Source organism: Granulicella cerasi, assembly GCF_025685575.1.
Lineage (GTDB): Bacteria > Acidobacteriota > Terriglobia > Terriglobales > Acidobacteriaceae > Granulicella > Granulicella cerasi.
In genome coordinates this window covers 136,848-160,625 of the sequence record NZ_JAGSYD010000005.1, presented here as the reverse complement: position 1 = coordinate 160,625, position 23,778 = coordinate 136,848, and the positions used below count along the sequence as shown (strand labels likewise).

Genomic DNA, 23,778 nt, shown 5'->3' with positions numbered 1-23,778 from the left:
GATTAGAGTTCACCTCGGAAGGCACGGTGCTGAAGAGATGAAGCCAGTTTATCTCCCTCGTCGAATGCAGTTTCGAACTTTATTCTTTGCTCGCGGATAGCTCCTGCCCGAACGCTAAACTGGTGCTGTAAAGACAACGGAGGTACAAGGATAGGAAGCTCTTTTATCTGGTTCTGAAAGAGATTCGGCTGCCCAGAGGCATTCGCACGACTCATCATCATTCGAGTCATCCAAGGTTGTAGCAGCCATCCTTCAAGGAAATCGGTGTCGACATTCTCCTTAATAGGTCGCAGAAGTGCAGCGCTGCGAACTAGGCATAAGCCTTCATCAGTACGAATCGCGGAGACGCGTCCAATGGTTCCCGAGCATGAGATAAGAACATCGTTTCTTTGTGGACGGCAACGCGAGACGATCCGCTCGAACTCGACTTCGTCAACATAATCAACATCGGAAAAGTCTAGATGCCCGTTCCTAACATTCCTTGCTGACAGGAGCTTGAATCCAGAATTTGAACGTTTGGGTGTCTGATGCTCTCCATCAGTAATTGTTGAGCAGATATCGACAAGCTTCTTCTTCGTCCATCCCTTTGGGTTAGAGTCTGAATCGCCGAACATTTCGAGGAATAGGGATGGGGTGAGGGTGTCGAGTTTGGCGAGAGCCTGGCGGCGCTTGGCCCGTAATGCCTCCGCCTGATCCAGAATCTCCGCAATCCTTCGCTGCTCCGCTAGTGGTGGAAGAACAACGGGCATGCGCTTTAGGAACTTGTAATGTCTGCTGTATCCCGCTTCGGGGATCTGAAGTGCCCGCAGGCAATGGAAGAGAAATTTGGTGTCAGCTTCGATCTTTGGGCGAAGAACTTTTACGCCGTCGGCACCAAGGCAGAATGGGAAGTCGATAAATTTGAATATACGGGTATGGTCTCCGAAAATTATTCTTGGAGACTTCTCCTTACACCTAAGCGACGCGTCATCGACATAGCCAGCAATCAACTCCTTACCCTGATCCACGACCGGGATTTTTCCCGAGGGCTGATAAGAACTCTGAAGAACCTTTGGGTTCCCCGACGAGCAATCTTCGATGACCTCTTCAAAGGGCAGTTGTTTCCAGCCGTGTTTCACCGCAGCATTCCCTCCAACTCCTTCAACCCCGCCTCGATCTCCTTCTCCAAGTCCATCAGTTCGCGCAGGATGAGCTGAGGCGGTACATGCTCCACCTCTTCGTAGACCACCTGCTTGTAGCGATTCAGGCTCAGGTCGTAGCCGTTCTCGGCGATCTCGCTCTTGGGCACGCAGAAGCTCTGCGCGGTACGTGGGCGTTCGCGCTCAGAGCCGTCGCGTTGCTTCCAGCGAGTCAAGGCGTCAGGCAGGTTGTTCTTCGCGTGCTCGGCTTCGGTGAGGGCCTCGGCTGGTGCGGAGCCCAGTTTCTCAAAGGGCAGCAGCTCCTGCCGCTTGTCGTCGAGCGACCAGCCGTCGGCCTGCATGTCGTAGAACCAGACGTTCTCCGTACCGCCCGAGTTGGTTTTGGTGAAACACAGAATCGCGGTCGAGACACCCGCGTAGGGACGGAAAACTCCCGAGGGCAGTGAGACCACGCCGTCCAGCTTCTGTTCCTCGACGAGCAGGCGGCGCAGCTCCTTATGTGCCTTGCTGGAGCCGAAGAGCACGCCATCCGGCACGATGACCGCCGCGCGTCCGCCCGGCTTCATGAGCCTGAGAAAGAGCGCGAGGAAGAGCAGTTCGGTCTTCTTCGTCTTGACGACGCGCTGCAGGTCCTTGGCGACGTTCTCGTAGTCGAGCGACCCGGCAAAGGGCGGATTGGCCAGCACCAGCGTGTACTTCTCGTCCTCGCCGGAGTGGTCCTGCGCGAGCGAGTCGCGGCGCTGGATGTCGGCGTTCTCCACGCCGTGCAGCAGCATGTTCATGCTGCCGATGCGGAGCATGGCTCCGTCGTTCTCAAAGCCGTGGAAGAGTTCTTCGTTGAAGTGCTTGCGGAGCTTGTCGTTCGCGAAAAGCTCTGCGTGGTTGTCGCGCAGGTACTCGCCAGTGACCATGAGGAAGCCGCAGGTGCCGGCGGCGGGGTCCACCATTACGTCCTTGGGCGTGGGGGCCATCATCTCGACCATGAAGCGGATGATGTGGCGCGGCGTGCGGAACTGGCCGTTGGTGCCGGAGGTGGCCAGCTTGCCCAACATGTACTCGTAAACGTCGCCCTTGGTGTCGCGGTCGTCCATGGGGACGTTATCGATAAGGTCCACTGCGCGGGCGATCAGTGACTCCGGGATCGTGAAGCGGGCGTCCCGCATGTAATGCGCGTAGGTGGTGCCGTCACCCATGGTTCGCAGCCAAGGGAAGATGTGGTCGGCGAAGCGGGTGTACATCTCCGGGGCGGAGGCGTTCTTGAGGCGCTTCCACCGGAAGTCCTCGTAGGGCACGCCCTTGGGGTCGTTGCCCTCGGGGAAGATGCGACGGGCAAGCGGGGTGCCGAGGCGCGTGGCCCTGCGCTCTTCCAGCTCCTGAACCTCGTCCAGACGCTTTAGAAACAACAGATAAGTGATCTGCTCGATGACATCGACCGGGTTGGCGATGCCGCCGGACCAGAAGGCGTCCCAGATGCGGTCGATTTGATTACGAATTTCGCCAGTTAGCATGCACTACCACTATCGCATTGGAATACGTGGGGATGCACCTATTTGGAGTGGGGCTGCAAGACCTAAGTGGTGGTTTTGCCATGGGGCAGTGATGAGACTGCAAAATGTCATTGCGCTACCACAGCCTCCGCATAAACAATATGGAAATCCCTCATTTGCAGTCGTAATGCCTGTCGTAATGCTGCGCGGTTCTGGAGCGACATTGGAAATTCTTGATCGAGTAACTGCCTCTTCAAAAACTCCCCATGACGATGGGGTCGTTCGCCTGTTCGAAGAAGCCCGCCGCCGTCTCGTGGAGACTGGAACGCGCAACCGTTTGATCCATGTGAATCGTTCGAACACACGCGGGCCGATTCTCAACCTGATCAACGAACGCACGGAAGATGTGTATGCGACCTTGAGCGCACACAAGACTATGCGCTTCCTGGCGCGTGGGACGGACAAGACGGCGGACTCCAAAGAGATGTCGTTGGCGCTACCTGATCCGGTGGAGTCGATGGACCCGTCGCGGTTCACCGATGATTTTCTGGAGACGCCGCTGGGGCCGGACGGGCTGCAGAAGAAGCTGCTTTCGATTGCACAGGAAGCCCGCACCGCCGAAGAAGAGCAAGGCGTGAACATCCTCTATCTGGCGTTGGGTTTCTTGACCTGGTACGAAGACAAAACCTCTAAGGTGCCGCGTGTCGCCCCGCTGATTCTGCTTCCAGTTGACCTTGTCCGTAATGAACGGACCTCGACGTTCGACATCCGCATGAGAGACGAGGACCTTATCTCGAACCTCCCGCTCTCGATCCGACTGAGAGATGATTTCGGAATTCAGCTTCCTGAGCTTGATGTCGAGGAAGAGTGGACGCCTTCCAGCTACTTCGATCTGGTGGCCGAGGCGACTGCTCATCGGCCGTCTTGGTCGATTGATCGGGACGGTATGCAGTTGGGATTCTTCTCCTTCTCGAAGCTGCTGATGTTCCAAGATCTGTCGCCAGATTCCTGGCCGCATGGGTCGCTGAAGAACCACGCACTGACACGCGGTCTGCTCTTTGAGGGGTTTGAGGGAGCAAAGATTTCAGAAGATTTGGATAAGCACCTGGACGAAGCCCTTCCTCCAGCGAAGCTCTTCCATGTCGTTGATGCTGACGCGTCGCAAGCGATCGCCATTGAAGAGGTGCGCTCCGGTCGTAACCTTGTGATCCAGGGACCTCCGGGCACCGGCAAGTCGCAGACAATTTGCAACATCATCGCGACCGCTGTTCGCGAAGGCAAGACGGTACTCTTCGTCGCGGAGAAAATGGCCGCACTTTCCGTGGTGTATGACCGCTTGGTGAAGGTAGGCATGCGCGATGTTTGCCTTGAACTGCATTCGAAGTCCGCGAACAGAAAAGCCGTTCTGGAAGAACTGAGCAGAACGCTGGATGCAGCACAAGCGATCCCACGGATGCCCGGTGAGCCGGAACAGCTCACCGCTGTAAGAGATCGGCTGAACAACATCGCTGAGGCTTTGCACCAGCCGATTGGTAATTCAGGAGAAACCGGAATTGGCGTTCTCGCACGGCAAGCTCGCTATCTGGGGATGGGGTACACGCCGCCGAAGTTTGCCTCGGACAAGCTTCTGACCATGACTCGGATAGACGAGGAAGATCTTTGCAGACTCATCGATGAGTATGGAAAGCACGTCGCGCTTCTTGGCTCACCCGATACGAATCCGCTGCGGGCGCTGAAGCGTCTCGATCTCCAGCCTACGGACCTCGCCCGGGCAGCGGCATTGCTGGATCAAGCCATTGCCGCGTTGGATTCATTGCGAGGTGCGCTTGAAGGATGTGCGGCGGCTTTGGGTATCGAGCGGACACTTAAGGTATCCGACACGCAAACCATTCTTGATCTCTTGCACACAATTGCGACGCTTCCATCAACCAGCACATCTGCGGCAAGAGCTTGTATGGGGGCGACTGATCGTGCGCGACTTAGCGAGGCGTTGGAGGCGGGAAAGCTCTGGAAAGAAGCTGCAAATGCGGCGCAATCTCGCTTTCTGGAACAGGCGCTGGATGCTCCAGTGTTCGATCTGCGCGTTCCTCTCACAGCCGGACAGAAATCCTTCTTTAGTCGATGGGGCAGTTCTTACAAGCAGGCTTCAAAGCAACTCGGCGGATATCTGAAGGGGCCTCTTCCGAAATCAGCGGCTGAAAGATTGGCGCTGGTAGAGGAACTCCTTCATGTGCAGTCCCTCCGCAAGAAGCTCAAGGATGATGAACTCTTTTGCGCGCAAAGCATCGGACCAGTATGGCGAGGGGAACAAACTGACTTCGCCTCTTTGCTGCCTGTTGGGAGTTGGCTTTCCCAAATAGAGCGATCTGCTTTGAGCGCTTCCATCGAGCGCGCTATTGCGCTCTCTGAAGATCGTTCTCAGCTAGGCGCTCTTACCTCAGAGTTGGAAAGGGTCGCGCCAGGCTCGCAGCGTCTGCTTGAGCAGGCTTGTGATGCCCTCAGTTTGGACATGAGACGCTGGGCAGCTGGCAATGTCTCAGAGGTCTCGCTGCTTGAAACATTAGAGCAATTGCGGTTGCTGCAGACTCACCTCAAAGACTATGTTTCGTGGGCGAGTTCGGCACGGACTCGTGCAAAGATGATCGATTTGGGGCTTGAGTCCATCGTGGCTGAGATGCACGCCGGAGCATTGCAGCCTGATGCCGCTGCCGTCGAACTGCGTTTTGCTAGAGCAGAAAGACTCTGGTCGGAGGCTCGCTCTCTCCATCCTCTTCTGCAGGAATTGGATGGCATTGACCGCCATGAGCTCGTAAGAACATTCGCGAATCTGGAACGCAATCATCTGCGTGAAAATGTTACGCATATTCGGAACAAGCACCTCTCTCACGTGCCGACGGGTGCCCTCGGCGAGATGAAAGTAGTGCGTGGCGAGATTGCGAAACGGCGCAGGCTCATCCCTCTGCGACGGCTTATGAATAGCGCCCCAGGTGCCATTCAGAGAATCAAACCAGTGTTGCTCATGAGCCCGATCTCTGTGGCTCAATACCTGCAGCCGGGCATCTTCAAATTCGACCTTCTCGTTATCGATGAAGCCAGTCAGGTGCGTCCAGAAGATGCCCTCGGAGCGGTAGCCCGCGCAGAGCAGGTCGTCGTCGTTGGCGATCCTCGGCAGCTTCCGCCCACCTCTTTCTTTGACAGACTCCTGCTGGACGGTGACAACCGCGAAGATGAGGCGAATGAAGATGAGGGCGAAGATCTGTTGGAGGGAGCTGCGAAGCTTGAGGAGATGGAGAGTATCCTCACCCTTTGTGAGGCGCGCGGACTAGGTCGGCGTATGTTGAAGTGGCATTACCGTTCGAAAGATCCATCTCTGATCGAGGTCTCGAACGCGGAGTTCTATGACAACGAATTGGTGTTGCTACCCTCGCCCCTCAAAAACGATCCCCGCTTCGGACTCTGTTTCACGCAGGTATCCGGTGTGTATGACCGAGGTGGCAAGCGGGACAACCGTCTCGAAGGGGAAGCTCTAGTCCGGAAAGTCGCAGAACACGCGCGACTGAATCCGAAACAATCCCTGGGGATTGCTACTTTCTCCGTGTCGCAGAGGAACCTGATTACGGAACTGTTGGAACTTGCCCGACGCTCAGACAAGACGCTTGATGCTTTTCTGAGTGAGTCATCAAGGGAAAGTGTTTTCGTGAAGAACATCGAGAACATTCAAGGTGATGAGCGTGATGTCATCCTGATTAGCGTCTGCTATGGTCCCGTCGTGGCGGGCGGCCGGCTCAGCAGTTTGTCCTTTGGGCCTGTAAATAGTGAAGGCGGTGGACGTCGCCTTAATGTTTTGTTTACGCGTGCGCGCCTCCGCTGCGAAGTCTTCGCTTCTTTCGATCCTTCCGAGATCGATCTCAGCAGGGCGCGAGGTGAAGGTGTCCGTATCTTCAAGCGGTACCTCGATTTTGCAAAGAACGGAAAGTTTGAACAAGATGCTCCGACAGGAGAGGATGCGGAAACCGCACTCGAACAGGACGTAGCCGATGTGATTCGTCAGATGGGTTTTTTGGCAGATCCGCAGGTTGGCTCAAGTGGCTTTCGTATTGATATCGGTGTTCGGCACCCCTCACGTCCGGGAACCTATCTACTCGCCGTCGAATGCGATGGAGCTACGTATCATCATGCATTGTGGGCGCGCGAGAGAGATCGCATGCGTCAGGAGGTGCTTGAGCATCTCGGATGGAAGTTTCACAGGGTATGGAGTACAGACTGGTTCTATCGTAGGCCACTGGAAATAGAGCGTTTGCGAGAAGCTCTATTCGCTGCACTGAACCTCGAGAGTGATCCTCATTCAGTTCAAGAAGAGGATGAGCTGGTCGCTTCCTCAGCTGAAGTCTTGATAGATGGTGATGCCGCTATCACTGAGACGCCGTCGTCGGAGACAACATCCATCCGCAAAATTCCTCTGTATACGAGAACCCTCTACTCAGTGGACTCTGTGCTGGAACCGCACGAGGCGAGCCCAGAACTCCTGGAGAAAACGGCTCTGAGCATCGTCACTGCAGAAGGGCCGATTCACGAAGACGAAGTTGCCCGCCGTGTCGCTTCGTGCTTCGGTAAGGAGCGTGCGGGTGCTCGTATTGTCGCGGCTGTAACAGCGGCCCTCAAGCGAGCGGCGCGGTCTGAATCAGAGCTACTTTGCGAGTCGCAATTCTGGTTCATCCAAGCGCAAAAGGAGAATCCGCCTGTGCGCGACCGGTCCCAAGAAGAGGGGACAGTACTGAAAGCAGAGTACATTTCGCTTTTAGAGCTGCAGGCGGCACTCGGATATGCGCGGACCGACAACGGAGGCGGCACTGATGCGGAGCTCATCCGAGCTGCATCGCGTTATCTAGGTTTCAAACGTGTCGGATCGGATCTTCAAAAGCGCTTGCAAGAGGCATTGGATGTATCCACCCGAGCCCATTGATATAGCGTTCCGAACTTCTAGGAAGAAGCGTCAGCTTCGCAGGGTCGCCGAACTCATTGGTCTCCCGGAGGGAAGCGGTTGGCACACGTTCCGCCACACCTATCGCTCCTGGCTCGATGAGACTGGAGCGCCACGCTTCGATCCAGACGACGATGAACATCTATGGACGAGCGATGACGGACTCCAAGCGCAAGGCAAACAGCCAGGTTGTTGGGCTGGTCTTTGGGGAGCCGTTGCTATTGGGAAGGGGAGGACGTAAAAACACGAAAGACCTTCAAGAGTGAAGGTCTTCTGGGAGCCATTTCCGATTGGGGGATAATGGGGTCTTGCTGCTTCTACTTATTGATTCTTTGGTTGCGGGGGTAGGATTTGAACCTACGACCTTTGGGTTATGAGCCCAACGAGCTACCGGGCTGCTCCACCCCGCACTTATGAGATTACGACAGGGTTAGAGGTTTGTCAAAGCTTCAGGGCTCTGGGCTGTGGGTAACTGTTGATCGCAGAAGAGCTGTGGCGATAAAAGGCAATAGGGACGCACCGATCGCGACCGCAGTAAAACTATGGCGATCTACCCACCTGCCAATGAGTGGAGAGACGAAGGTTTGCATGAAGCCATAGGACATGGTCAACAACGCGAACATCAGCCCTGCGTTTTCCGCGCCACACAAGTCTGCGGCCATCGCGTAAAGGTTGACACTCATGCAGAGCGTGATGAACAGGCTGAGCCCAATGCCGATCGCAGACATGATCGCGTGATGCGACGTGAAGGCGAACAACGTCGCGGGCAGGAGGATGCTTGCTGAGGCGAAGACGATAAAGCGTCCGCGTTGTGGCGAACGCTCGCGAGAGAGTCGTGTAGCAACGACTCCTCCTGCGATGCCTCCCGCGATCGCACAGAGCGGAGGGAGCCATGCGAGTTCGAGGTTAGCTGCCGCAGGTGTCATGCCGCGATCGCGTACGAGGAAGATGGTGGTCCAGTTTGTCCACAAGCTGTAGATCGGCATCGTGAAAAGCGATGCAACGATGAGCGTCCAGGTATCGGCTCGCATGAGCAAGCGCAGTAATGGGGTTGGTGGAGTTGTTGATTGCTGGAGCCGCCGCTCGTCGACGCGGCGATGAGCCACGACGGCCCACGCGATGATCCACACAGCACTGACTATGCCGGTGAAGAGGAACGCGCTGCGCCATTGGCCCCGCTCTGCGGACCAACCGGCGAGAAGCACCGCGCCGATGCTTCCTCCCGTCAGGCCTATCTGTGTGAGGGCGGTGCCGAGTGGACGTTCTTCTGCGGGCAGAAATGCGGCGTACGCCCATCCGATCGCGGGTAGAGATACGGCTTCAAAGACACCCAGCAGAATGCGGAGCAGAACGAGCTGCCGGAAGGTGTGCGCGAATCCCGTGGCGACGCTGCAGAGCGTCCAGGCGCAGATGCATGTGACGAAAATGCGCGCCATCCCATAGCGATCCAGCAGGCGTCCGTAGAGCGGCGCGGCCAGTGCGTAGGTGATCGAAAATGCAGAAACGAGCGAACCGTACTGCGCGCTGGTGGCGTGCAACTCGCCACGCATCTGTGGCCATGCGCTGCCAAGCAGCCCACGGTCGAGAGCGGTAAGCGCAAGTGCCCCAACACAAGTCATGAGGACCGCAAAACTTCCGCGAAAGCTCGGCGGGGCAACGATTTGAGAGGAAGGCGGCGGCATACGAGTTGTTGTAAGGCTATCGCAGGCGCTCATAGGGGAGCTGCAGGTTCGATCTTGTCCGACGCCGAGCGTGGAATTTTCAGCATTCTGGCAATCAGCCTCGGCGTGTGCGCATCCAACTCCGCATACATGCTGGAAACATCCAAGTCCGAGACGCAGCGAAATCGCTTGAGCCTTCTGGAGTTATTGCGGCCGCACCGCAAGCAGCTGGTGCTCGGTTTGCTCGCGATTGCCGGTGAGAGCGCGGCCGATCTTCTGCAGCCCTGGCCATTGAAGGTGGTGCTCGATGACGTCATCAGCCACAAGCCTTCGAAGGGCTGGCTCAACCAAGTCATCCACCACTACGCGGGCGATAGCGCACAGTCGATCCTCTTATTCGCATGCATCGCGACGCTTCTCTTCGCCGTACTGGGTGCTGTATGCACCTACGGCGAGAAGTATGTGACCACGACCGTGGGCCAGTGGGTCACCCATGACCTGCGTCGCCGCCTCTACGCGCAGGTGCAGCGCCTGTCGTTGAGCTTCCACGATCACTCGAAGACCGGAGACCTGATCAGCCGTGTCACGAGCGATATCGATTCGATTCAGACATTCATCGTTTCAGGTCTGCTGAGCATTTTGGTGGATTTGGCCACGCTGATCGGCATGATCGGCGTGCTCTTCTACCTGAGCGTCAAGCTCACGCTGATCGCCCTTGCCGTGGTGCCCGTTCTCTTTGCGATCGTCTACGTCTACACGCGCAAGGTGAAGAAGCTTTCGCGTGAGCAGCGGAAGCAGGAAGGGAAGATGCTCTCCGTCGTGCAGGAGGTGTTGACCTCCGTGCGCGTGGTTAAGGCCTTTGCTCGAGAGTCCTATGAAGTAGAGCGCCTGGAGGGCGAGAGCCTGGAGGCTGTAGAGGCGGCGCTGCGCGCGCGCACGATGAAGGCGAAGCTGGTGCCGATCGTGAGCATCGTTGTGGGCATCGGCACTGCGTTGGTGCTGTACTACGGCGGGCGCGATGCCGTGTCATCCGGGTTGACGGGTGGATCGATCTTCATCTTCCTGAACTACATCTCGAAGATGTACAAGCCCATGCAGGACATTTCCAAGATCATGGACTCCTACTCGAAGGCGGATGTCGGCTATGAGCGCGTGAAGGAGGTCGTCGAAAGCAGCGGTGAAATGTGCGACGCCCCGAATGCGAAGGCGCTGCCACCGTTGAAGGGCGACATCGAGTTCGATCATGTGAGCTTCGGCTATGACCGTGGGTGCGAAATCCTGCATGACATCAGCTTCCGTGTGAAGCCTGGCCAGACCGTCGCTCTGGTTGGCCCAACCGGATCCGGCAAGTCGACGATCATCAACTTGGTACCGCGCTTTTACGATCCCGATGCGGGTGTGATCAAAGTGGATGGTCTCGATGTAAAGACCGTGCAGCAGAAGTCGCTGCGCGATCAGATTAGCTTTGTGTTGCAGGACACCGTGCTCTTTAGCGGTACGATCTGGGACAACATTGCCTATGGCAATCCCGCTGCTTCGAGTGCAGAGATCAAGCGTGCCGCAGACATTGCCAACGCCACCGAGTTCATCGACAAGCTTCCGAACAAGTTCGATACGGAGGTCGGCGAACGTGGTCTGACGCTCTCAGGCGGTCAGCGACAACGCATCGCGATAGCTCGTGCGCTGGTGCGGAAGAGTCCGGTGCTCATTCTCGACGAGCCGAGTTCAGGGCTCGATGCCGAAAGTGAACAGCTCGTCTTCGAAGCTCTGGATCGCTTGATGGAAGGGAAGACCTCTCTCGTCGTAGCTCATCGGCTATCAACGATTCGTAAGGCGGACTGCATCTTTGTGCTTGTTGCTGGAAAAATTGTCGAGTGCGGAACGCACGACGAACTCATGAGACTGGAGCAAGGCGAATACCGCAAGCTGCATGATATCCAGTTCAATGAGGCGGAGCACGTTCCCGCACTCTAGGCTCAAGCACTAGAGGTGCTTGAGCTGAGCAATGCGGTTCTCCACGACGATCACGTAGCGATCCACCTCATCGGCAGGGAAATGGCCGGCTCGAAATGCGTCCACAAGCTGCTGGTGCGACAGCGCACCCAGTTGCTCTCCCATCCACCGAGCATCTTCAACGGGAATGTTGTTGCCAATCCAATCGAAGCCGCGACGGTGAAAGTATTCGCCAACGAGCGTGCCGCCCGTTTTCAGCAATGCTGCGCCGGGGGCCTTCGGAGTTGCGAAATCGACCATGCCGTCGTGCGTCTTATCGATGAAGCCTGACTTTTCGTACGCTTCGATGTTTCCCTTCGAGTTTGCGATCGGAAGATTGAATGCATTACCGCCGAAGGTTGCGCCGATGTCCGACACGACGAGGTACTGCTGGTGCTTATCCTTGTCGACGAAGACGGCATTGTTCACGTCCTTCAGGTCCCAGTTGTTCATCAACGCCATCATCACGCGAAGGCCATTGAACTCACGCTTTCCAAAGAATGGGTTTGCTTTCCATTCCCAGATGCCAGCCTTCTTCTGACCGTCGGGCTTGTGCGCAAAGCGTGCGTCTTTGATCAAGCCGTTCTCGGCAATCTCACCTTTGCCTCTCTTCATCTGGAGGTTTGAGACCGTCGCCTCTGGAAGGACATAGTCATCCTCGACGAAGTAGCCCATCGCCCAAAGCAGGCGAGTTGCGACGACTTCGGGGCGGGCCTCTGGGCCGAGCTTCACGCGCCATGATTGGCCTGTGGCGTCCTTGGCGTTCAGCTTGGGATTCGTGCCGTTCTTGTCTTCGTCGATGAAGGTGAAAGGTGGCTTCGGTTGCCCATCCGCCCCTCCCGGACCGAGGAAGAGGTCGAGTGAACTCACATTGGCTTGCGCCTCGCGAAGCTTGGCATGACGCAGTTGCGCGGTATGGAACGTCCGATCATTGTCCTTCTTCGCTTTCGCCTGCGGTGGCGCAGGAGATTGAGCTTTTACTGTCGGGGGAAGGGCGAGGGGAAGTGCGAGAACGGCGAACGAGAGATAGCGGAAGTGGGACATGGGCGACCTGACTCCAAGAGTTTTTCTAACAGTCTGGTTAGAAGCAAACTTCGTCTCCTGAGAGGTATTCGTCGCCGAAAAACATCCTGAAGATTCGGCTCTGCATCTTCTATGTAGTCAGAGAAATCGTGGCCGGCAACTCGAATGACTCCCTCAAAGAAACGGTCGCTCATGAAGGAGCCACAAGCTTGAAACTGTTGGTGCAACCCGAAGACGGGATCAAACCGATTCTCGATGGCCTCGCAAAGGCAGAGAAGCGCATCCGCATTCTCATCTTCCGCTTTGACCGCGTGGAGATTGAGAAGGCGCTGGTGCAGGCCGTGGAGCGCGGCGTCACCGTCGAAGCGCTGATCGCATATACCAATCAGGGCGAGGAGAAAAACCTCCGCAAGCTCGAGATGAGGCTCTTGGAGCGCGGCATCACCGTGATGCGAACGAACAACGATCTCGTGCGTTATCACGGCAAGATGATGATCATTGACGATCGCACTCTCTACATCTTCGGCTACAACTTCACGCATCTCGACATTGACCTCAGCAGGTCCTTTGGCATCGTGACGAAGAAGCCGGGCGTGGTTCGTGAGGCGGTCCGTCTATTCGAGGCGGACGCACACCGCAAAGAATATACGTCGGGCAACAAGGATCTCGTCGTGAGCCCCGTCAACGCGCGCGAGCGGCTCATCGACTTTGTCGAAGGCGCTCGCAAGAGTCTTTGCCTCTACGAGATGAAGTTCAGTGATCGCGAGTTCATGAGTCTGCTTGATAAGAAGATGTCTGAGGGCGTGGAGGTTCGCGTGCTCTCTCGCGCTGCATCGAAGGCCCGTTCAATCCCAGTACGCAAGCTCGCTGGGCGACTGCATCTGCGTGCGATCATGCGTGACGGTGAACACGCGTTCGTGGGCAGCCAGAGTCTGCGACGGCTGGAGCTTGAGGCGCGGCGCGAGATCGGGATCACCTTTCGCGACAGCAGCGTGGTCGCGGAGATGGAGAAGATCTTCGAGAAAGACTGGAAGAAGTCTGAGGTTTTCATCGAGAATGACGCGCTCGTGCAGGCCATCAATATTCCAGCGAAGAAGGTCGCCAAGGCCGTGGCGAAGCACGTTGCGGTGAAGCCCATGATCGAGCAGGTGCTCGACAAGGTTGTAGACCAGAAGGACGCTTCCTTTGAACCAGCGGAGGTGGCACAAGCTGTCCGCGAAGCCTTCCATGAAGAGATGGAGAGCACCGTGAAAGACGTTTTGCGTGAGTTGGTGAGTGCAGCTGCGGGCGCGGAGGTTGCGCTCAATAAGAAGTAACTCCGCGGCGGCGATCTTACGCCACCGCGGATGACTTCTACGGCAGGATGTAGCGGATGCTGGTCCATACGAGGTGATTGCTCGTCTGCGGAGCGCCGCCAACACCTGTCCAGCCGGCACGGTTCAGGTAGCCGTAGGCCGCTCCAAGCTGTAGTTTGCCCGCAGGTCCCTGGACGGGGCGATACCAGAATCCGAACTGTCCTTCTGCGAGACGACGCGTGTGACCGGTGCAGGTTCCGCTGCCCGGGTTGAAGCCCGGTGTGCCGCTTGCGGAAGGCGTGACCTCTGTGTTGCAGCCGGAGTTGTCTGCCGTGGGTACACCGTAACCAACGAGTGTGCCTGTGCTGCTGCGATAGTAGGTCCGCTGCACGTACTCCACGCCACCGTAGCCATAGAAGTCGAGCGAACGCGTGGGGTGTAGCTCTAAGGACGCGAGACCTTGCGCATTCCGCAGCGGTTCCAGCCTGCCGTCCGGATGCACGGTGATGTCCGGAAGTAACGAAGCCCCGTAGCGTCCGGTGCCGTCTCCGGCAACGAGGTGCAATGCAAGGTCAAGCTTCTTCGTGATGGGCATGCGCGCGTTGGCGATCAGTCCACCGCCGAATTTCGTGTCGTTCTTCGCATTGGTCGCAGAGGCGTCGGGATAGTAGCGATCGCGGAAGAAGCGCCCGATGCCACCGAGTTCGTAATGCCCCCAGCCAGGATCGAAGGACGCCTTTACGATGATGTCCGGAGCGAGCTGGTTGGTGTACTGGAACGTCTGGTTGTTCAAGCCTTGAAAGACGCCGTTCCCTCCGAAGAAGAAGTTGTTGGGCGTGTTCGACGCTGCAAATTGGTACTGCGCACTTTCCAGCGCCAATGCCAGCGTGAAGCTCGGAGTTACTTGCTGCTGCACGCGGAAGCCGAGCTGACGCAGCCAGGTCGTGCCGACGTTGAAGTTGTTGTCGATGGTGGCAGGCAGCGCCTCCTGTCCAGCGAGAGCGGCTTTCTTGTTCTCCGTGGCAAGTGTCCACATCTGACCGGCATTCAGCGTGGTCTTGCCGAGCGTCGCCTGTACCCACGCCTGTCGCAGGCGCAGGGTGTAACTATTGGTTTGCAGCGCGTTGGACGTCGTACCCGCAGAGAGGAAGTCTGTCTCGACGAATGCCTTCAGCGGCGTCTTGCCCGCCATGCCTTCGGCCATGACGCCGAAGCGCGTCTGGCGTGCGCTCGGCACCCACTCGGTCACCTTGGAGTCCGCGTTTCCGGAGTATGGCGTGAGGTTATAGGGCGTGTAGATGTCCGCGTGCAGCGCGCTCGCGCGCCAGACACTTTCAGCTGCGATGTAGCCGCTCGGAGTGAGGGTCAGCCCCTTGTAATGGAACGCGGTTGGCTGTTCTACCTGCACCTTGAGTGCGGTCTGCTGGGCGTGAACTTCGGCAACCTGTGCCGCTGTGTTCGCTTGCGTCTGCTCGAGAGCCTTTACCGTTTCGGCCGTCTGCTGAGCGGCTACGGCTGTGCTCTGCTGAGCTTCGATCGTTTGCTGCTGCGCGGCGACGGTCGCAGCGCGAGCGCTCGTAGCTTCATTCTCGCGCGCTGCCAGCTGCGCTTTCAGTGCGTCGATCTGCGCCTGCATCTCGTCGTGCTGCGCTTTCAGTTCGTGCTCCAGGCGGTCGAGCTGCGCCTGCACGCTGGTATCGTGATGGGCTGGCTTGGATGTGCGTTTCGTCTGGGCAGGGAGGGACAGCGTGCAGCAAAGGGCCGCGCCCAACAGAAGTCGGGGTCGATGAGAGAAAGGCAACGAAGATCTCCTTGAGCAAAAAGAGGAAATAGCTACGGGAGCAAAACAGGAAACGGCGTGCTGCAGGGACCAGTGGATTGCTACCGTGATTCAGGCGGGCGCGATCATTCGTCGCCGCGCCTTCTTGTCAAGGATACCCATCTGCATCGTGGTTTTTCACCATCTGGAGTCGTAGCATAGCCTATCCTTCGATAGGCCGTGAATGGTTGCCTGATGCGCTTTGCCCACGATGTATCAAGCGCGGTACGGCTTGCAGCGGTCCCCTTATTCGTCTGTTATTCGTGGGGTTGCGATCGCTATACTGAAGCCCATCGGCCCGTCACCTTCGCATCGTATCGGGCACAAAGGATTGAGGTTTTTACCGCGTGCCGCTTCGCACGAGATGTGCTGCCAAAACGGATATGGGCTTGCTGCGACGCAGTAACCAGGACAGCTTCGGCCTCGATGAGGCGCTGCAGTTGTTTGTGGTGTGCGACGGCATGGGCGGCAGCGCCGCTGGCGAAGTCGCAAGCAGTCTCGCGGTGAAGACGTTTCTGCATACCGCTCAACAGGAGTTGCTGCTGGGCGCGGCGAGTCCGGTGAAGACACGCAACGCACTTTGGCGCGCCACGCTGGCTTCGAATCGCGCGGTCTATGCGAAGGCTGGATCGGCAGCAGAGTTTCAGGGCATGGGGACGACGCTGGTCGGCGCAGTGGTAGAAGACTCACTGCTGACGTTGATCAACGTAGGCGACAGCCGGGGATACCTTGTGCGTAACGGCATCGCCTATCAGCTTACGTTGGATCACAGCTACGTGGCAGAGAGCGTGCGGCGCGGTCTGATGACAGAAGAACAGGCGCGCCATTCCGCGATGCAGTCTGTGATCACGCGGGCGGTGGGAACCGAGGTGGATGTTCATCCAGAGATATTCGAAGAGCCGCTCGAGGCGGGGGACGTCTTGTTGCTCGCCAGCGATGGCCTGACGCGCCACGTTTCCGATGCCGCTATCGCCGAGGTTTTGAGCCAGCAGGGACAGTCGGCTGTTGAAGGATGTCGCCTCTTGATTGAGCTGGCAAAAGAAGACGGCGGCACGGACAATATCACCTGCATGGTTGTCCGATTTTCTGATGCCGACAGTGAGCCTCGCCCAGGTATGACGCCCTGGTTGGATGCGCAGTAGGCCAAGGGGCTTCCAGTAAACTGGCTGCATGGTACTTACCGAAGAGTTCGTCGACATCGAAACATCGACCGGCGCCATGCGCACGCACATCATGCGCCCTGCGCGCGAAGGTCGTTTCCCGGGCATTCTTTTCTACTCCGAGATCTTCCAGATCACAGCCCCGGTACGACGCCTGATGGCACAGATCGCGAGCTTCGGATATATCGTTGCGGCCCCGGAGATTTATCACGAGTACGAGCCGCTCGGCACGGTGCTTGGATACGATCAGGCTGGATCAGATCGCGGGAATGAGCTGAAGACCACGAAGCCGCTCGCCGGATATGACGCCGACGCTCGAGCTGTTCTCGAACACCTTGCGGTGCGCGAGGATTGCAATGGTTCGCTGGGCACGATGGGGATCTGCATCGGTGGTCACCTGGCGTTCCGCGCAGCGATGAACCCGCAGGTGCGTGGAGCGGTTTGCTTCTATGCGACGGACATCCACAAGGGAAGCCTCGGCCAAGGCATGAAGGACGATTCGCTCGCACGTGCCGGCGACATCAAGGGCGAGTTGCTGATGGTCTGGGGCCGCCAGGACCCGCATATCCCCACGGAAGGACGCATGCTGCTGCTCAACCGTCTGAACGAAGTAGGCGCGAAGCTCAACTGGCACGAAGTGAACGGTGCCCATGCGTTTCTGCGGGACGAGGGCGTGCGCTATGACCCCGAGCTTGCGCGCGCGCTCGTCGGGCTCGCGCTCGATCTCTTCCATCGGACGCTGGCTATCGGCTAGGCGTCAGGCGAGGTATGCCTTCAGCCACGGATCGGTGCTGTGCGTGAGCTCAAGCGTCGTTCCGTCGAAGAGTATGGAGCCTTCGTGCAGAACGAGGAATCGGACGCTGGAGTCGACCTCGCCTGCTGGGAGCGGCACCATGTCATTCGAAGTCACGTCATAGCGATGAGTCGCCATGGTGAAGGCGTCCTGCAGTCGATGTGTGATGAGCAGCGAGGTCGTCTGCGAGACGTCTCGCTGCTTCACTACGAGTTCGATGATCGTGGTTGATGTGATCGGATCCAGACCTGCAGTGGGCGAGTCGTAGAGGATCAGGTCGGGTTTCGAAATGATGGCACGCGCGATCGAGACGCGACGACGCATACCGCCGGAAAGCTCTGCTGGAAATTTGTTGATCGCCTTCTCGAGTTCAACGAAGCGCAGCGCTTCGACGACACGCTCATGCACCTCGTCGAAGGGAACATGCTCTTCTTCGAGCCTGTAGGCGACGTTGTCTTCGACGTTCAGAGAGTCGAAGAGAGCGGATTCCTGAAAGACCATTCCGACGCGTGCACGCATTGCATAGATTTCATTCTTGCTCATGCTGCTGAGCGATTTGCCAAAGATGAGCACCTCGCCTGCATCGGGCATCAACAGCCCGTTGGCGAGCTTCATCAGCACAGATTTTCCGCCACCCGCCGGGCCGAGGATCATCCGCGTCTCGCCGTGCATCACGCGGAAGCTCACATCGCGAAGTACGGAAACTCCATCGAAAGCAATGGAGACGCCACGAAACTCGACGATGGGTTCGTTTGCTGAAGACGCCTGCATGTTTATCGTCCGAAGATGCCGATCATCAACTGGGTGACGAGGAAGTCGCACAGGATGATGAGCACGGAGGAGGAAACGACGGCCTGCGTCGTCGCCTTGCCCACGCCACGCGTTCCACCCGTGGTGCGAAGGCCGTAGAAGCAGCCGATCGTCGCGATGATGAAGCCGGAAAAGAGCGGCTTTACGAGACCTTCCACTACGTCGCCGTACCGCAACGACATATAACCCGTATGGAAGAAGCTGGAGCCATTCAGCTTCAGCAGCAGCACTGAAACCACGCAGCCGCCGGCAATGCCGCAGGCGTTTGCGATGATCGAGAGAAAGAACAGCATGAGCACGCAGGCGACCAGGCGCGGCGTGACGAGTTTCGCGATGGGGTCCGTGCCGAGTGCGCGCATCGCGTCAATCTGCTCGGATACCTTCATCGATCCAAGCTCCGACGCCATGCCCGAGGCGTTACGCCCGGAAACCATCAGGCCTGTGAGCACGGGGCCGAGTTCCTTCACCATCGACAAGGTGACCAGGCGACCGGTCATTTCGATGGCGCCAAACTCCTTGAGCGAGGTGGCCGATTGCAACGCCAGCACGCATCCGGTGAAGAAACCTGTCAGCAGGACGATCGGCAGCGAGCCGACGCCGATGGAGTCCATTTGGGCGAAGGTGTCGGCGATGTACCGAGGTTTGCGAAAGATATTCGCGATGGCGCTACCGGAAAGCAGGGCATACTCCTGCACTGCGGCAACGATGCTCTTCGCGTAGGATCCTGGTGATACGAGGTTCATGCGTTTTCTGAGGCTCAGGGTATCAGATGCCCGAAACTTCGGAGAGGTTCGACCGAAGAAGAGGGCAGATGTTGCTGTTTTCCAAGGGCCGCTAATGAGAAAATTGAAAGGATGACGCCTGCCCCTCACTCGACCATGCGCGCTGCCGTTTTGCACGGGCGCGAGGACCTGCGAATTGAGAATGTTGCCTGTCCCGTCGCTGGACCGGGCGAGGTCGTCTTGCGTGTAGAAGCTGCGTTGACCTGTGGCACTGATCTGAAGGTCTTTCGTCGCGGCTACCACGCGAAGATGCTCACGGTGGACCGCCTCTTTGGCCACGAACTCGCAGGTGTGATCGTCGAGCTGGGCGAAGGCGTTGAAGATTTCGCGATGGGTGATCGTGTCGTCCCGCTGAACTCGGCGCCTTGCGATGAATGCTTCTACTGCCTCGCGGGCCAGCAGAATCTTTGCGACGATCTGCTCTTCAACAACGGCGCATACGCTGAATTCGTTCGCGTGCCTGCTCGCATCGTCAGCAAGAACATGCTGCGCGTGCCGACAGCGATGCCGATGGAGCACGCGGCACTGGTGGAGCCGCTGGCCTGCGTGATGCGCGGCATGGAGCAGTGCGCTGTGAAGGCCGGGCAGACCGTGATCGTGCTCGGCGCGGGGCCTATCGGCTTGCTCTTCATACATGCGGCATCGCTGGCAGGACTGCATGTGATCGCAGTAGTGAAGCGCACCGACCAGGTGGCAACCGCGAAGAGCTTCGGGGCAGAGCAGGTGGTGCGGCTCGCCGACGTCGAGGATCCAATCGCCGCCGCACGCGCGCTGACTCCGGAAGGCCGCGGTGCCGATGTAGTGTTCGAAGCGGTGGCTACACCCGAAGCTTGGCAGTGGGCCGTGCAGATGGTGCGCAAAGGTGGACTCGTGAACCTCTTCGGTGGCCCGCCCGCAGGAACGACTGCTTCGTTTGATACGAATCTCCTGCACTATTCGGACATCAATATCAAAGCGAGTTTCCATCACACCCCTTCGACCGCAAGAGCAGCGTTTGAGCTTCTGTGCTCAGGCGACTTCGAGGCGGACAAGTTTTTGACGGGAACGGCGGAGTTGGAAGAAGTGCCGTCCGTGTTCAACGCGATGTTGACGCGCCCGGCAGAAGGTATTGCGCCGGAGATCAAGACGGTCATCTATCCGCGCACGGCCACGGAGCGTTTGCTGGCAGATGAAGAGAAGGCGGTGGCATGATCACAGCCGTTGATGTAAATGCGATCGACGATCGCCTTCAAGAGGCGCCCTCGTTTTACCGCACGCCCGTGTTGCGTCCTTCGTTGAAGGACGCCGAGGAGTGGTGTGAGCACCTGGCGACGACGCATTATGAGAACTTCCACGTAGCGACGGTGCTGCTCCCGAAGGCTCTACGCCGACACTTCTACTCGGTCTACGGGTTCTGCCGTACATCGGACGATCTGGGTGATGAGGTCGCGAGCACGGAGATTGCTACGCGCTTGCTCCATGCGTGGCGTGGAATGTTGCATGAGTGCTTCGCTACACCGGAAGCTTCGAAGCATCCGGTTTTCGTGGCGCTTCAGCCCACGATCGCAGAGTGCAAGCTTCCTCGTGAACCGTTCGACGATCTGATCTCTGCGTTCGAGCGGGATCAGGTGTACACGCATCATGAATCGCTTGCGACGCTCGAGGATTACTCGCGTTACTCCGCGAACCCGGTGGGCCGGCTGGTGCTGTTGGTGTGTGGTTACCATGACGAGCGTCTGCTGCAGCTGTCAGACGACATCTGCACCGGGCTGCAGCTTGCGAACTTCTATCAGGACATCACGCAGGACTGGGCACGTGGACGCCGCTATCTCCCCGCGGACCAGATGCAGCGGTTTGGCGTGACCGACGCTCAGATCGCCGAGCGTAGGTTCGACGCAAATTTCAAAGCGATGATGCAGTTTCTCGTCGAAGATGCTCGCGCTCGACTGACGCGTGGCCAGCAGATCGAGAAGCTCGTCGATCGCGATTTACAGACGACGTTGTCGCTCTTCGCAAAGGGTGGCCATGCGATTCTCGATGGCATCGCGGCGCAGGGGTACGACACGTTGCGAGCGCGTCCTGTCGTGTCGAAGGCGGCAAAGGTGCGATTGCTGGTGGGTGCTTTGGGCGGAAAATTGAGGGCTGCGCTGCTGCCGAAACGGAGCCTTGCGCGATGAACGAAGTGATGCAAGCCAAGCTTGCGGGTGCCTACACATTCTGCCGCGAGGTCGCGCGCGCAGAGGCGAAGAATTTTTACTACGCCTTCCGCGTTTTGCCGCAGCACAAATCCGACGCGATGTGTGCGGTCTACGCGTTCATGCGTAAGGCGGACGATCTTTCTGACGATGAGTCGATGTCGCTCGAAGAGCGCCGCGCGGCCATGGCTGCGTGGACCGAGCAGTGGCGCGCAGCCCGCACGAGCGGAGAGAGCAATGATCCGGTCTTCGTCGCGTTGAACGATACACAGCGTCGCTTCGGCATTAGCGATACGCTGCTCGAACAACTGGTCGCGGGCACAACGTTGGATCTCGATCCTCAACCGCAGGGGACGAAACTCCTCACGATTGGTGGCAAGACCGTACAGGTGTACGAGTCCTTCTCGGCGCTGGAGCACTACTGCTACCTTGTCGCATCCGTCGTTGGCCTTGTCTGTATTCGCATCTTTGGCTACACCGATAGCCGCGCGGAGCAGCTCGCGATCGACACCGGCACAGCGTTCCAGCTGACCAACATCCTTCGTGATGTGAAGGAAGACGCCGAGCGTGGTCGTGTCTATCTGCCCGAGGACAAGATGGCGGAGTACGGCGTCAGTCTTGATCGCGTCTTCGCTCTTTGCAACGGAGAAGAACCGCAGCGGCCCGAGCTGGAACTCATCATGGGGCTGCAAGGCACTGCGCAACGGCTCTATCGCCGTTCGGACCAACTGATTCCGTTGCTCGACAAAGATTCGCGCGCTGCCATGCGCGTCCTTGTGAAGATCTATCACGGCCTTCTCAACAAGGTCGCGGATGAGCCCGAAGCCGTCTTCCATCGCCGCCTGAGCGTACCGACTTCGAAGAAGCTCGCTATCCTGGGCCTTGGCTTGCTGGAGTCGATAGGAGCACGCGTCCTCTAATGAGTGCCGTTGTAGATGTGGCGGTTCTTGGAGCCGGAGTAGCTGGTCTAGCGACCGCTATCGATCTAGCTTCAGCTGGCCTCAGCACCGTGGTGTTGGAGCGGAAACCGTTTGTAGGTGGTCGCGCTTATTCGTACGATCATCCTGCGCTGCAGGAGGTCGTCGATTCGCAGCATGTATTGCTGGGCTGCTGCGTCAATCTTGTCGATCTGAGCCAGCGAAGCGGCGCAGCGGAGCACCTGCGCTGGTATGACGAGATTCCGTTCCTCGAGCCGGGTGGGCGCAGGAGTGTGTTGCGTGCTGGAACTTCGCCGAAGGCCAGTCTCGGATTTCTACGAGCACCGATGCTCGGATGGAAAGACAAGATTGCCGTTGCGCGCGGGTTGCGCGAGTTCTTCGCAGGTTACCCGCAGCGTGATGATGAAAGCTTCGCACAATGGCTGAAGCGCACACGCCAGACACCGCTGGCGATTCGTCATTTCTGGGAGCCGATCGTGATTGCAACGCTCAACGACGGCTTCGAGCGATGCTCCATGCGCTATGCCGGGCAGGTATTTCACGAAGCGTTCGTGAAGTCCGCTGAAGGCGGTCGCATGGGCATTCCGACGCTGCCGTTGAGCGAGTATTACGCTCACTTCGCAACGTATGCGGAGTCGCTCGGTGCCGATCTGCAGCTTCGCGCGAGCGTTGATCGCATCGAGCGTATTGGTGGGATCTGGTCTGCCTTCGCGGGAGAGAAGGCAGTGCGCGCGAAGAACCTGGTGCTGGCTCTGCCGTTTGAGCAGACAGCCAAGCTGTTGGATGTGCCCCACATCGGTGAGTTCACCCATGCGCCGATCACAACGATTCACCTCTGGTTCGATCGTGAGGTCTGTGATGTGGAGCAGTGCGCGCTGCTGGATACGCGCATCCAGTGGCTCTTCAACAAGAGCCGCATCCGTGGCAACGCGGGCGCCGAGCAATATCTTGAGTTGGTGATCAGCGGATCATTTGCTGAGCTCAAGATGCAGCGCGAGGAGATTCTGCACGGCGCTCTGCGCGAACTCGCTCAGTTCTTCCCGAAGGTTCTCGCGGCGAAGCTCTTGAAGTCGGGCGTGCTGAAGGAAGCTCGCGCGACTTTCTCGGTGACTCCCGGCCTCGATGCATTTCGGCCGGACACTTCGGCGCCGGGTGAGGGGCTCTACCTTGCGGGTGATTGGACCGCGACGGGTTGGCCGAGCACGATGGAAGGGGCCGCGCGCAGCGGCCGCCTGGCCGCGAGTGCGATCCTGGGACGGTCATGCCTCGCGCCTGAGTTGAAAGCGGACGGCCTTGCGCGTCTGTTCGTTCGCGACTAGCGAGAGATCAGAACAACGCCTAGTGCAACGAACGACGCGGCTAACCAGCGGCGCTTGTCCACGTTCTCGCGCAAGAAATACTTCGCCGCAACCGCATTCCCGATGTAGGTCAGAGAAGCCGTCGCAGGCGCAGCGAGCGAGAGGTCAACGTTCGAGAGTGTGAACAGCAGCGCGAAGAAGTTCAGCGCCATGCAGAGCGCGCCGACGAGAAAGAGCGGGTTCGTCAGCACTGCTTTGATGGCGCCGGGCATGCCGCTGACCGCGCGAATGTTGTCGAGGTCGCCGATCTTCTGCATCGCGGCTGCGATGAGACACTCGCCTGCGATCGCCAGCGCCGCAACGCCGGCGATACACAGCCAATCAAATACTGCTTTGCTAGATGCCACTGAATGAAACCTTCCTCAC

General features: G+C 58.2%; 17 protein-coding genes and 1 tRNA gene. 9 read left to right on the top strand and 9 right to left on the bottom strand.

Annotation, left to right across the window (positions count from 1 at the left end; genetic code table 11):
- Positions 1 to 2: 2 nt before the first annotated feature.
- The gene (locus OHL11_RS15815; RefSeq protein ID WP_263372506.1) at positions 3 to 1,118 is read right to left on the bottom strand and encodes a restriction endonuclease subunit S; all 1,116 of its coding nucleotides are present in this window, start codon (positions 1,116 to 1,118) and stop codon (positions 3 to 5) included.
- Entirely contained in the window at positions 1,115 to 2,647 is a 1,533-nt protein-coding gene (locus tag OHL11_RS15810) for a type I restriction-modification system subunit M (RefSeq protein WP_263372505.1), read from the bottom strand. Before OHL11_RS15810 ends, OHL11_RS15815 begins: the two co-directional genes overlap by 4 nt.
- Positions 2,648 to 2,813: 166 nt before the next feature.
- On the opposite strand from OHL11_RS15810, the gene OHL11_RS15805 reads away from it, so the two are divergent.
- The gene (locus OHL11_RS15805) at positions 2,814 to 7,589 is read left to right on the top strand and encodes a DUF3320 domain-containing protein (RefSeq protein WP_263372504.1); all 4,776 of its coding nucleotides are present in this window, start codon (positions 2,814 to 2,816) and stop codon (positions 7,587 to 7,589) included.
- Between the two features lie 351 nt (positions 7,590 to 7,940).
- Here the strand turns inward: OHL11_RS15805 and OHL11_RS15800 are convergent.
- Together OHL11_RS15800 and OHL11_RS15795 are read right to left on the bottom strand one after the other, a co-directional pair.
- Positions 7,941 to 8,017 (bottom strand) — tRNA-Met (locus OHL11_RS15800).
- A gap of 39 nt (positions 8,018 to 8,056) precedes the next feature.
- Positions 8,057 to 9,226: an MFS transporter gene (locus tag OHL11_RS15795; protein ID WP_263372503.1), complete on the bottom strand. Its 1,170-nt coding sequence runs from the start codon at positions 9,224 to 9,226 to the stop codon at positions 8,057 to 8,059.
- A 117-nt stretch (positions 9,227 to 9,343) separates the two neighbouring features.
- Between OHL11_RS15795 and OHL11_RS15790 the strand changes: the two genes are divergently transcribed.
- Positions 9,344 to 11,242, top strand: a complete 1,899-nt coding sequence (locus OHL11_RS15790; RefSeq protein ID WP_263372502.1) for an ABC transporter ATP-binding protein — start codon at positions 9,344 to 9,346, stop codon at positions 11,240 to 11,242.
- Positions 11,243 to 11,251: 9 nt separating this feature from the next.
- Here OHL11_RS15790 and OHL11_RS15785 read toward each other — a convergent pair whose 3' ends face one another.
- Positions 11,252 to 12,304: a hypothetical protein gene (locus OHL11_RS15785; protein WP_263372501.1), complete on the bottom strand. Its 1,053-nt coding sequence runs from the start codon at positions 12,302 to 12,304 to the stop codon at positions 11,252 to 11,254.
- A gap of 188 nt (positions 12,305 to 12,492) precedes the next feature.
- Here OHL11_RS15785 and OHL11_RS15780 point away from each other — a divergent pair, with 188 nt between their 5' ends.
- Positions 12,493 to 13,599: a phospholipase D-like domain-containing protein gene (locus OHL11_RS15780; RefSeq protein WP_263372500.1), complete on the top strand. Its 1,107-nt coding sequence runs from the start codon at positions 12,493 to 12,495 to the stop codon at positions 13,597 to 13,599.
- A gap of 37 nt (positions 13,600 to 13,636) precedes the next feature.
- Here the strand turns inward: OHL11_RS15780 and OHL11_RS15775 are convergent, their stop codons facing one another.
- Positions 13,637 to 15,268, bottom strand: coding sequence for a hypothetical protein (locus tag OHL11_RS15775; protein ID WP_263372499.1), 1,632 nt, complete (start codon positions 15,266 to 15,268; stop codon positions 13,637 to 13,639).
- Positions 15,269 to 15,780: 512 nt separating this feature from the next.
- On the opposite strand from OHL11_RS15775, the gene OHL11_RS15770 reads away from it, so the two are divergent.
- Positions 15,781 to 16,539: a PP2C family protein-serine/threonine phosphatase gene (locus tag OHL11_RS15770; protein WP_263372498.1), complete on the top strand. Its 759-nt coding sequence runs from the start codon at positions 15,781 to 15,783 to the stop codon at positions 16,537 to 16,539.
- 28 nt (positions 16,540 to 16,567) lie between these two features.
- On the top strand, positions 16,568 to 17,311 hold the full coding sequence (locus OHL11_RS15765; protein ID WP_263372497.1) for a dienelactone hydrolase family protein: 744 nt from the start codon (positions 16,568 to 16,570) through the stop codon (positions 17,309 to 17,311).
- Between the two features lie 3 nt (positions 17,312 to 17,314).
- Here OHL11_RS15765 and OHL11_RS15760 read toward each other — a convergent pair whose 3' ends face one another.
- Both OHL11_RS15760 and OHL11_RS15755 read right to left on the bottom strand, forming a co-directional pair.
- A complete protein-coding gene (locus OHL11_RS15760; protein ID WP_263372496.1) occupies positions 17,315 to 18,121 on the bottom strand; it encodes an ABC transporter ATP-binding protein in 807 nt (268 codons plus the stop codon).
- Between the two features lie 2 nt (positions 18,122 to 18,123).
- Complete coding sequence (locus OHL11_RS15755; protein ID WP_263372495.1) at positions 18,124 to 18,903, bottom strand: MlaE family ABC transporter permease; 780 nt, start codon at positions 18,901 to 18,903, stop codon at positions 18,124 to 18,126.
- A gap of 111 nt (positions 18,904 to 19,014) precedes the next feature.
- Between OHL11_RS15755 and OHL11_RS15750 the strand changes: the two genes are divergently transcribed.
- From OHL11_RS15750 to hpnE, 4 genes are read left to right on the top strand one after another with little or no spacing between them, the layout of a single operon-like run.
- Complete coding sequence (locus OHL11_RS15750; RefSeq protein ID WP_263372494.1) at positions 19,015 to 20,133, top strand: zinc-dependent alcohol dehydrogenase; 1,119 nt, start codon at positions 19,015 to 19,017, stop codon at positions 20,131 to 20,133.
- The gene (gene hpnC, locus OHL11_RS15745) at positions 20,130 to 21,098 is read left to right on the top strand and encodes a squalene synthase HpnC (protein ID WP_263372493.1); all 969 of its coding nucleotides are present in this window, start codon (positions 20,130 to 20,132) and stop codon (positions 21,096 to 21,098) included. Before OHL11_RS15750 ends, hpnC begins: the two co-directional genes overlap by 4 nt.
- The gene (locus tag OHL11_RS15740; RefSeq protein WP_263372492.1) at positions 21,095 to 22,036 is read left to right on the top strand and encodes a phytoene/squalene synthase family protein; all 942 of its coding nucleotides are present in this window, start codon (positions 21,095 to 21,097) and stop codon (positions 22,034 to 22,036) included. The genes hpnC and OHL11_RS15740 overlap by 4 nt, the downstream gene beginning before the upstream one ends.
- Positions 22,036 to 23,373 carry a hydroxysqualene dehydroxylase HpnE gene (gene hpnE / locus OHL11_RS15735; RefSeq protein WP_263372491.1) on the top strand — a complete coding sequence of 446 codons (1,338 nt, stop codon included), beginning with the start codon at positions 22,036 to 22,038 and terminating at the stop codon, positions 23,371 to 23,373. The genes OHL11_RS15740 and hpnE overlap by 1 nt, the downstream gene beginning before the upstream one ends.
- Here the strand turns inward: hpnE and OHL11_RS15730 are convergent.
- The gene (locus tag OHL11_RS15730; RefSeq protein WP_263372490.1) at positions 23,370 to 23,759 is read right to left on the bottom strand and encodes an EamA family transporter; all 390 of its coding nucleotides are present in this window, start codon (positions 23,757 to 23,759) and stop codon (positions 23,370 to 23,372) included. The genes hpnE and OHL11_RS15730 overlap by 4 nt on opposite strands.
- Positions 23,760 to 23,778 lie beyond the last annotated feature (19 nt).

Excerpts from the sequence above, each read along its gene's own strand:
- OHL11_RS15810 (WP_263372505.1), bottom strand. The coding sequence starts at position 2,647 with ATGCTAACTGGCGAAATTCGTAATCAAATCGACCGCATCTGGGACGCC.
- OHL11_RS15805 (WP_263372504.1), top strand. The coding sequence starts at position 2,814 with ATGCCTGTCGTAATGCTGCGCGGTTCTGGAGCGACATTGGAAATTCTT.
- OHL11_RS15795 (WP_263372503.1), bottom strand. The coding sequence starts at position 9,226 with ATGACTTGTGTTGGGGCACTTGCGCTTACCGCTCTCGACCGTGGGCTG.
- OHL11_RS15785 (WP_263372501.1), bottom strand. The coding sequence starts at position 12,304 with ATGTCCCACTTCCGCTATCTCTCGTTCGCCGTTCTCGCACTTCCCCTC.
- OHL11_RS15770 (WP_263372498.1), top strand. The coding sequence starts at position 15,781 with ATGGGCTTGCTGCGACGCAGTAACCAGGACAGCTTCGGCCTCGATGAG.
- OHL11_RS15765 (WP_263372497.1), top strand. The coding sequence starts at position 16,568 with ATGGTACTTACCGAAGAGTTCGTCGACATCGAAACATCGACCGGCGCC.
- OHL11_RS15760 (WP_263372496.1), bottom strand. The coding sequence starts at position 18,121 with ATGCAGGCGTCTTCAGCAAACGAACCCATCGTCGAGTTTCGTGGCGTC.
- OHL11_RS15755 (WP_263372495.1), bottom strand. The coding sequence starts at position 18,903 with ATGAACCTCGTATCACCAGGATCCTACGCGAAGAGCATCGTTGCCGCA.
- OHL11_RS15750 (WP_263372494.1), top strand. The coding sequence starts at position 19,015 with ATGACGCCTGCCCCTCACTCGACCATGCGCGCTGCCGTTTTGCACGGG.
- hpnC (WP_263372493.1), top strand. The coding sequence starts at position 20,130 with ATGATCACAGCCGTTGATGTAAATGCGATCGACGATCGCCTTCAAGAG.
- OHL11_RS15740 (WP_263372492.1), top strand. The coding sequence starts at position 21,095 with ATGAACGAAGTGATGCAAGCCAAGCTTGCGGGTGCCTACACATTCTGC.
- hpnE (WP_263372491.1), top strand. The coding sequence starts at position 22,036 with ATGAGTGCCGTTGTAGATGTGGCGGTTCTTGGAGCCGGAGTAGCTGGT.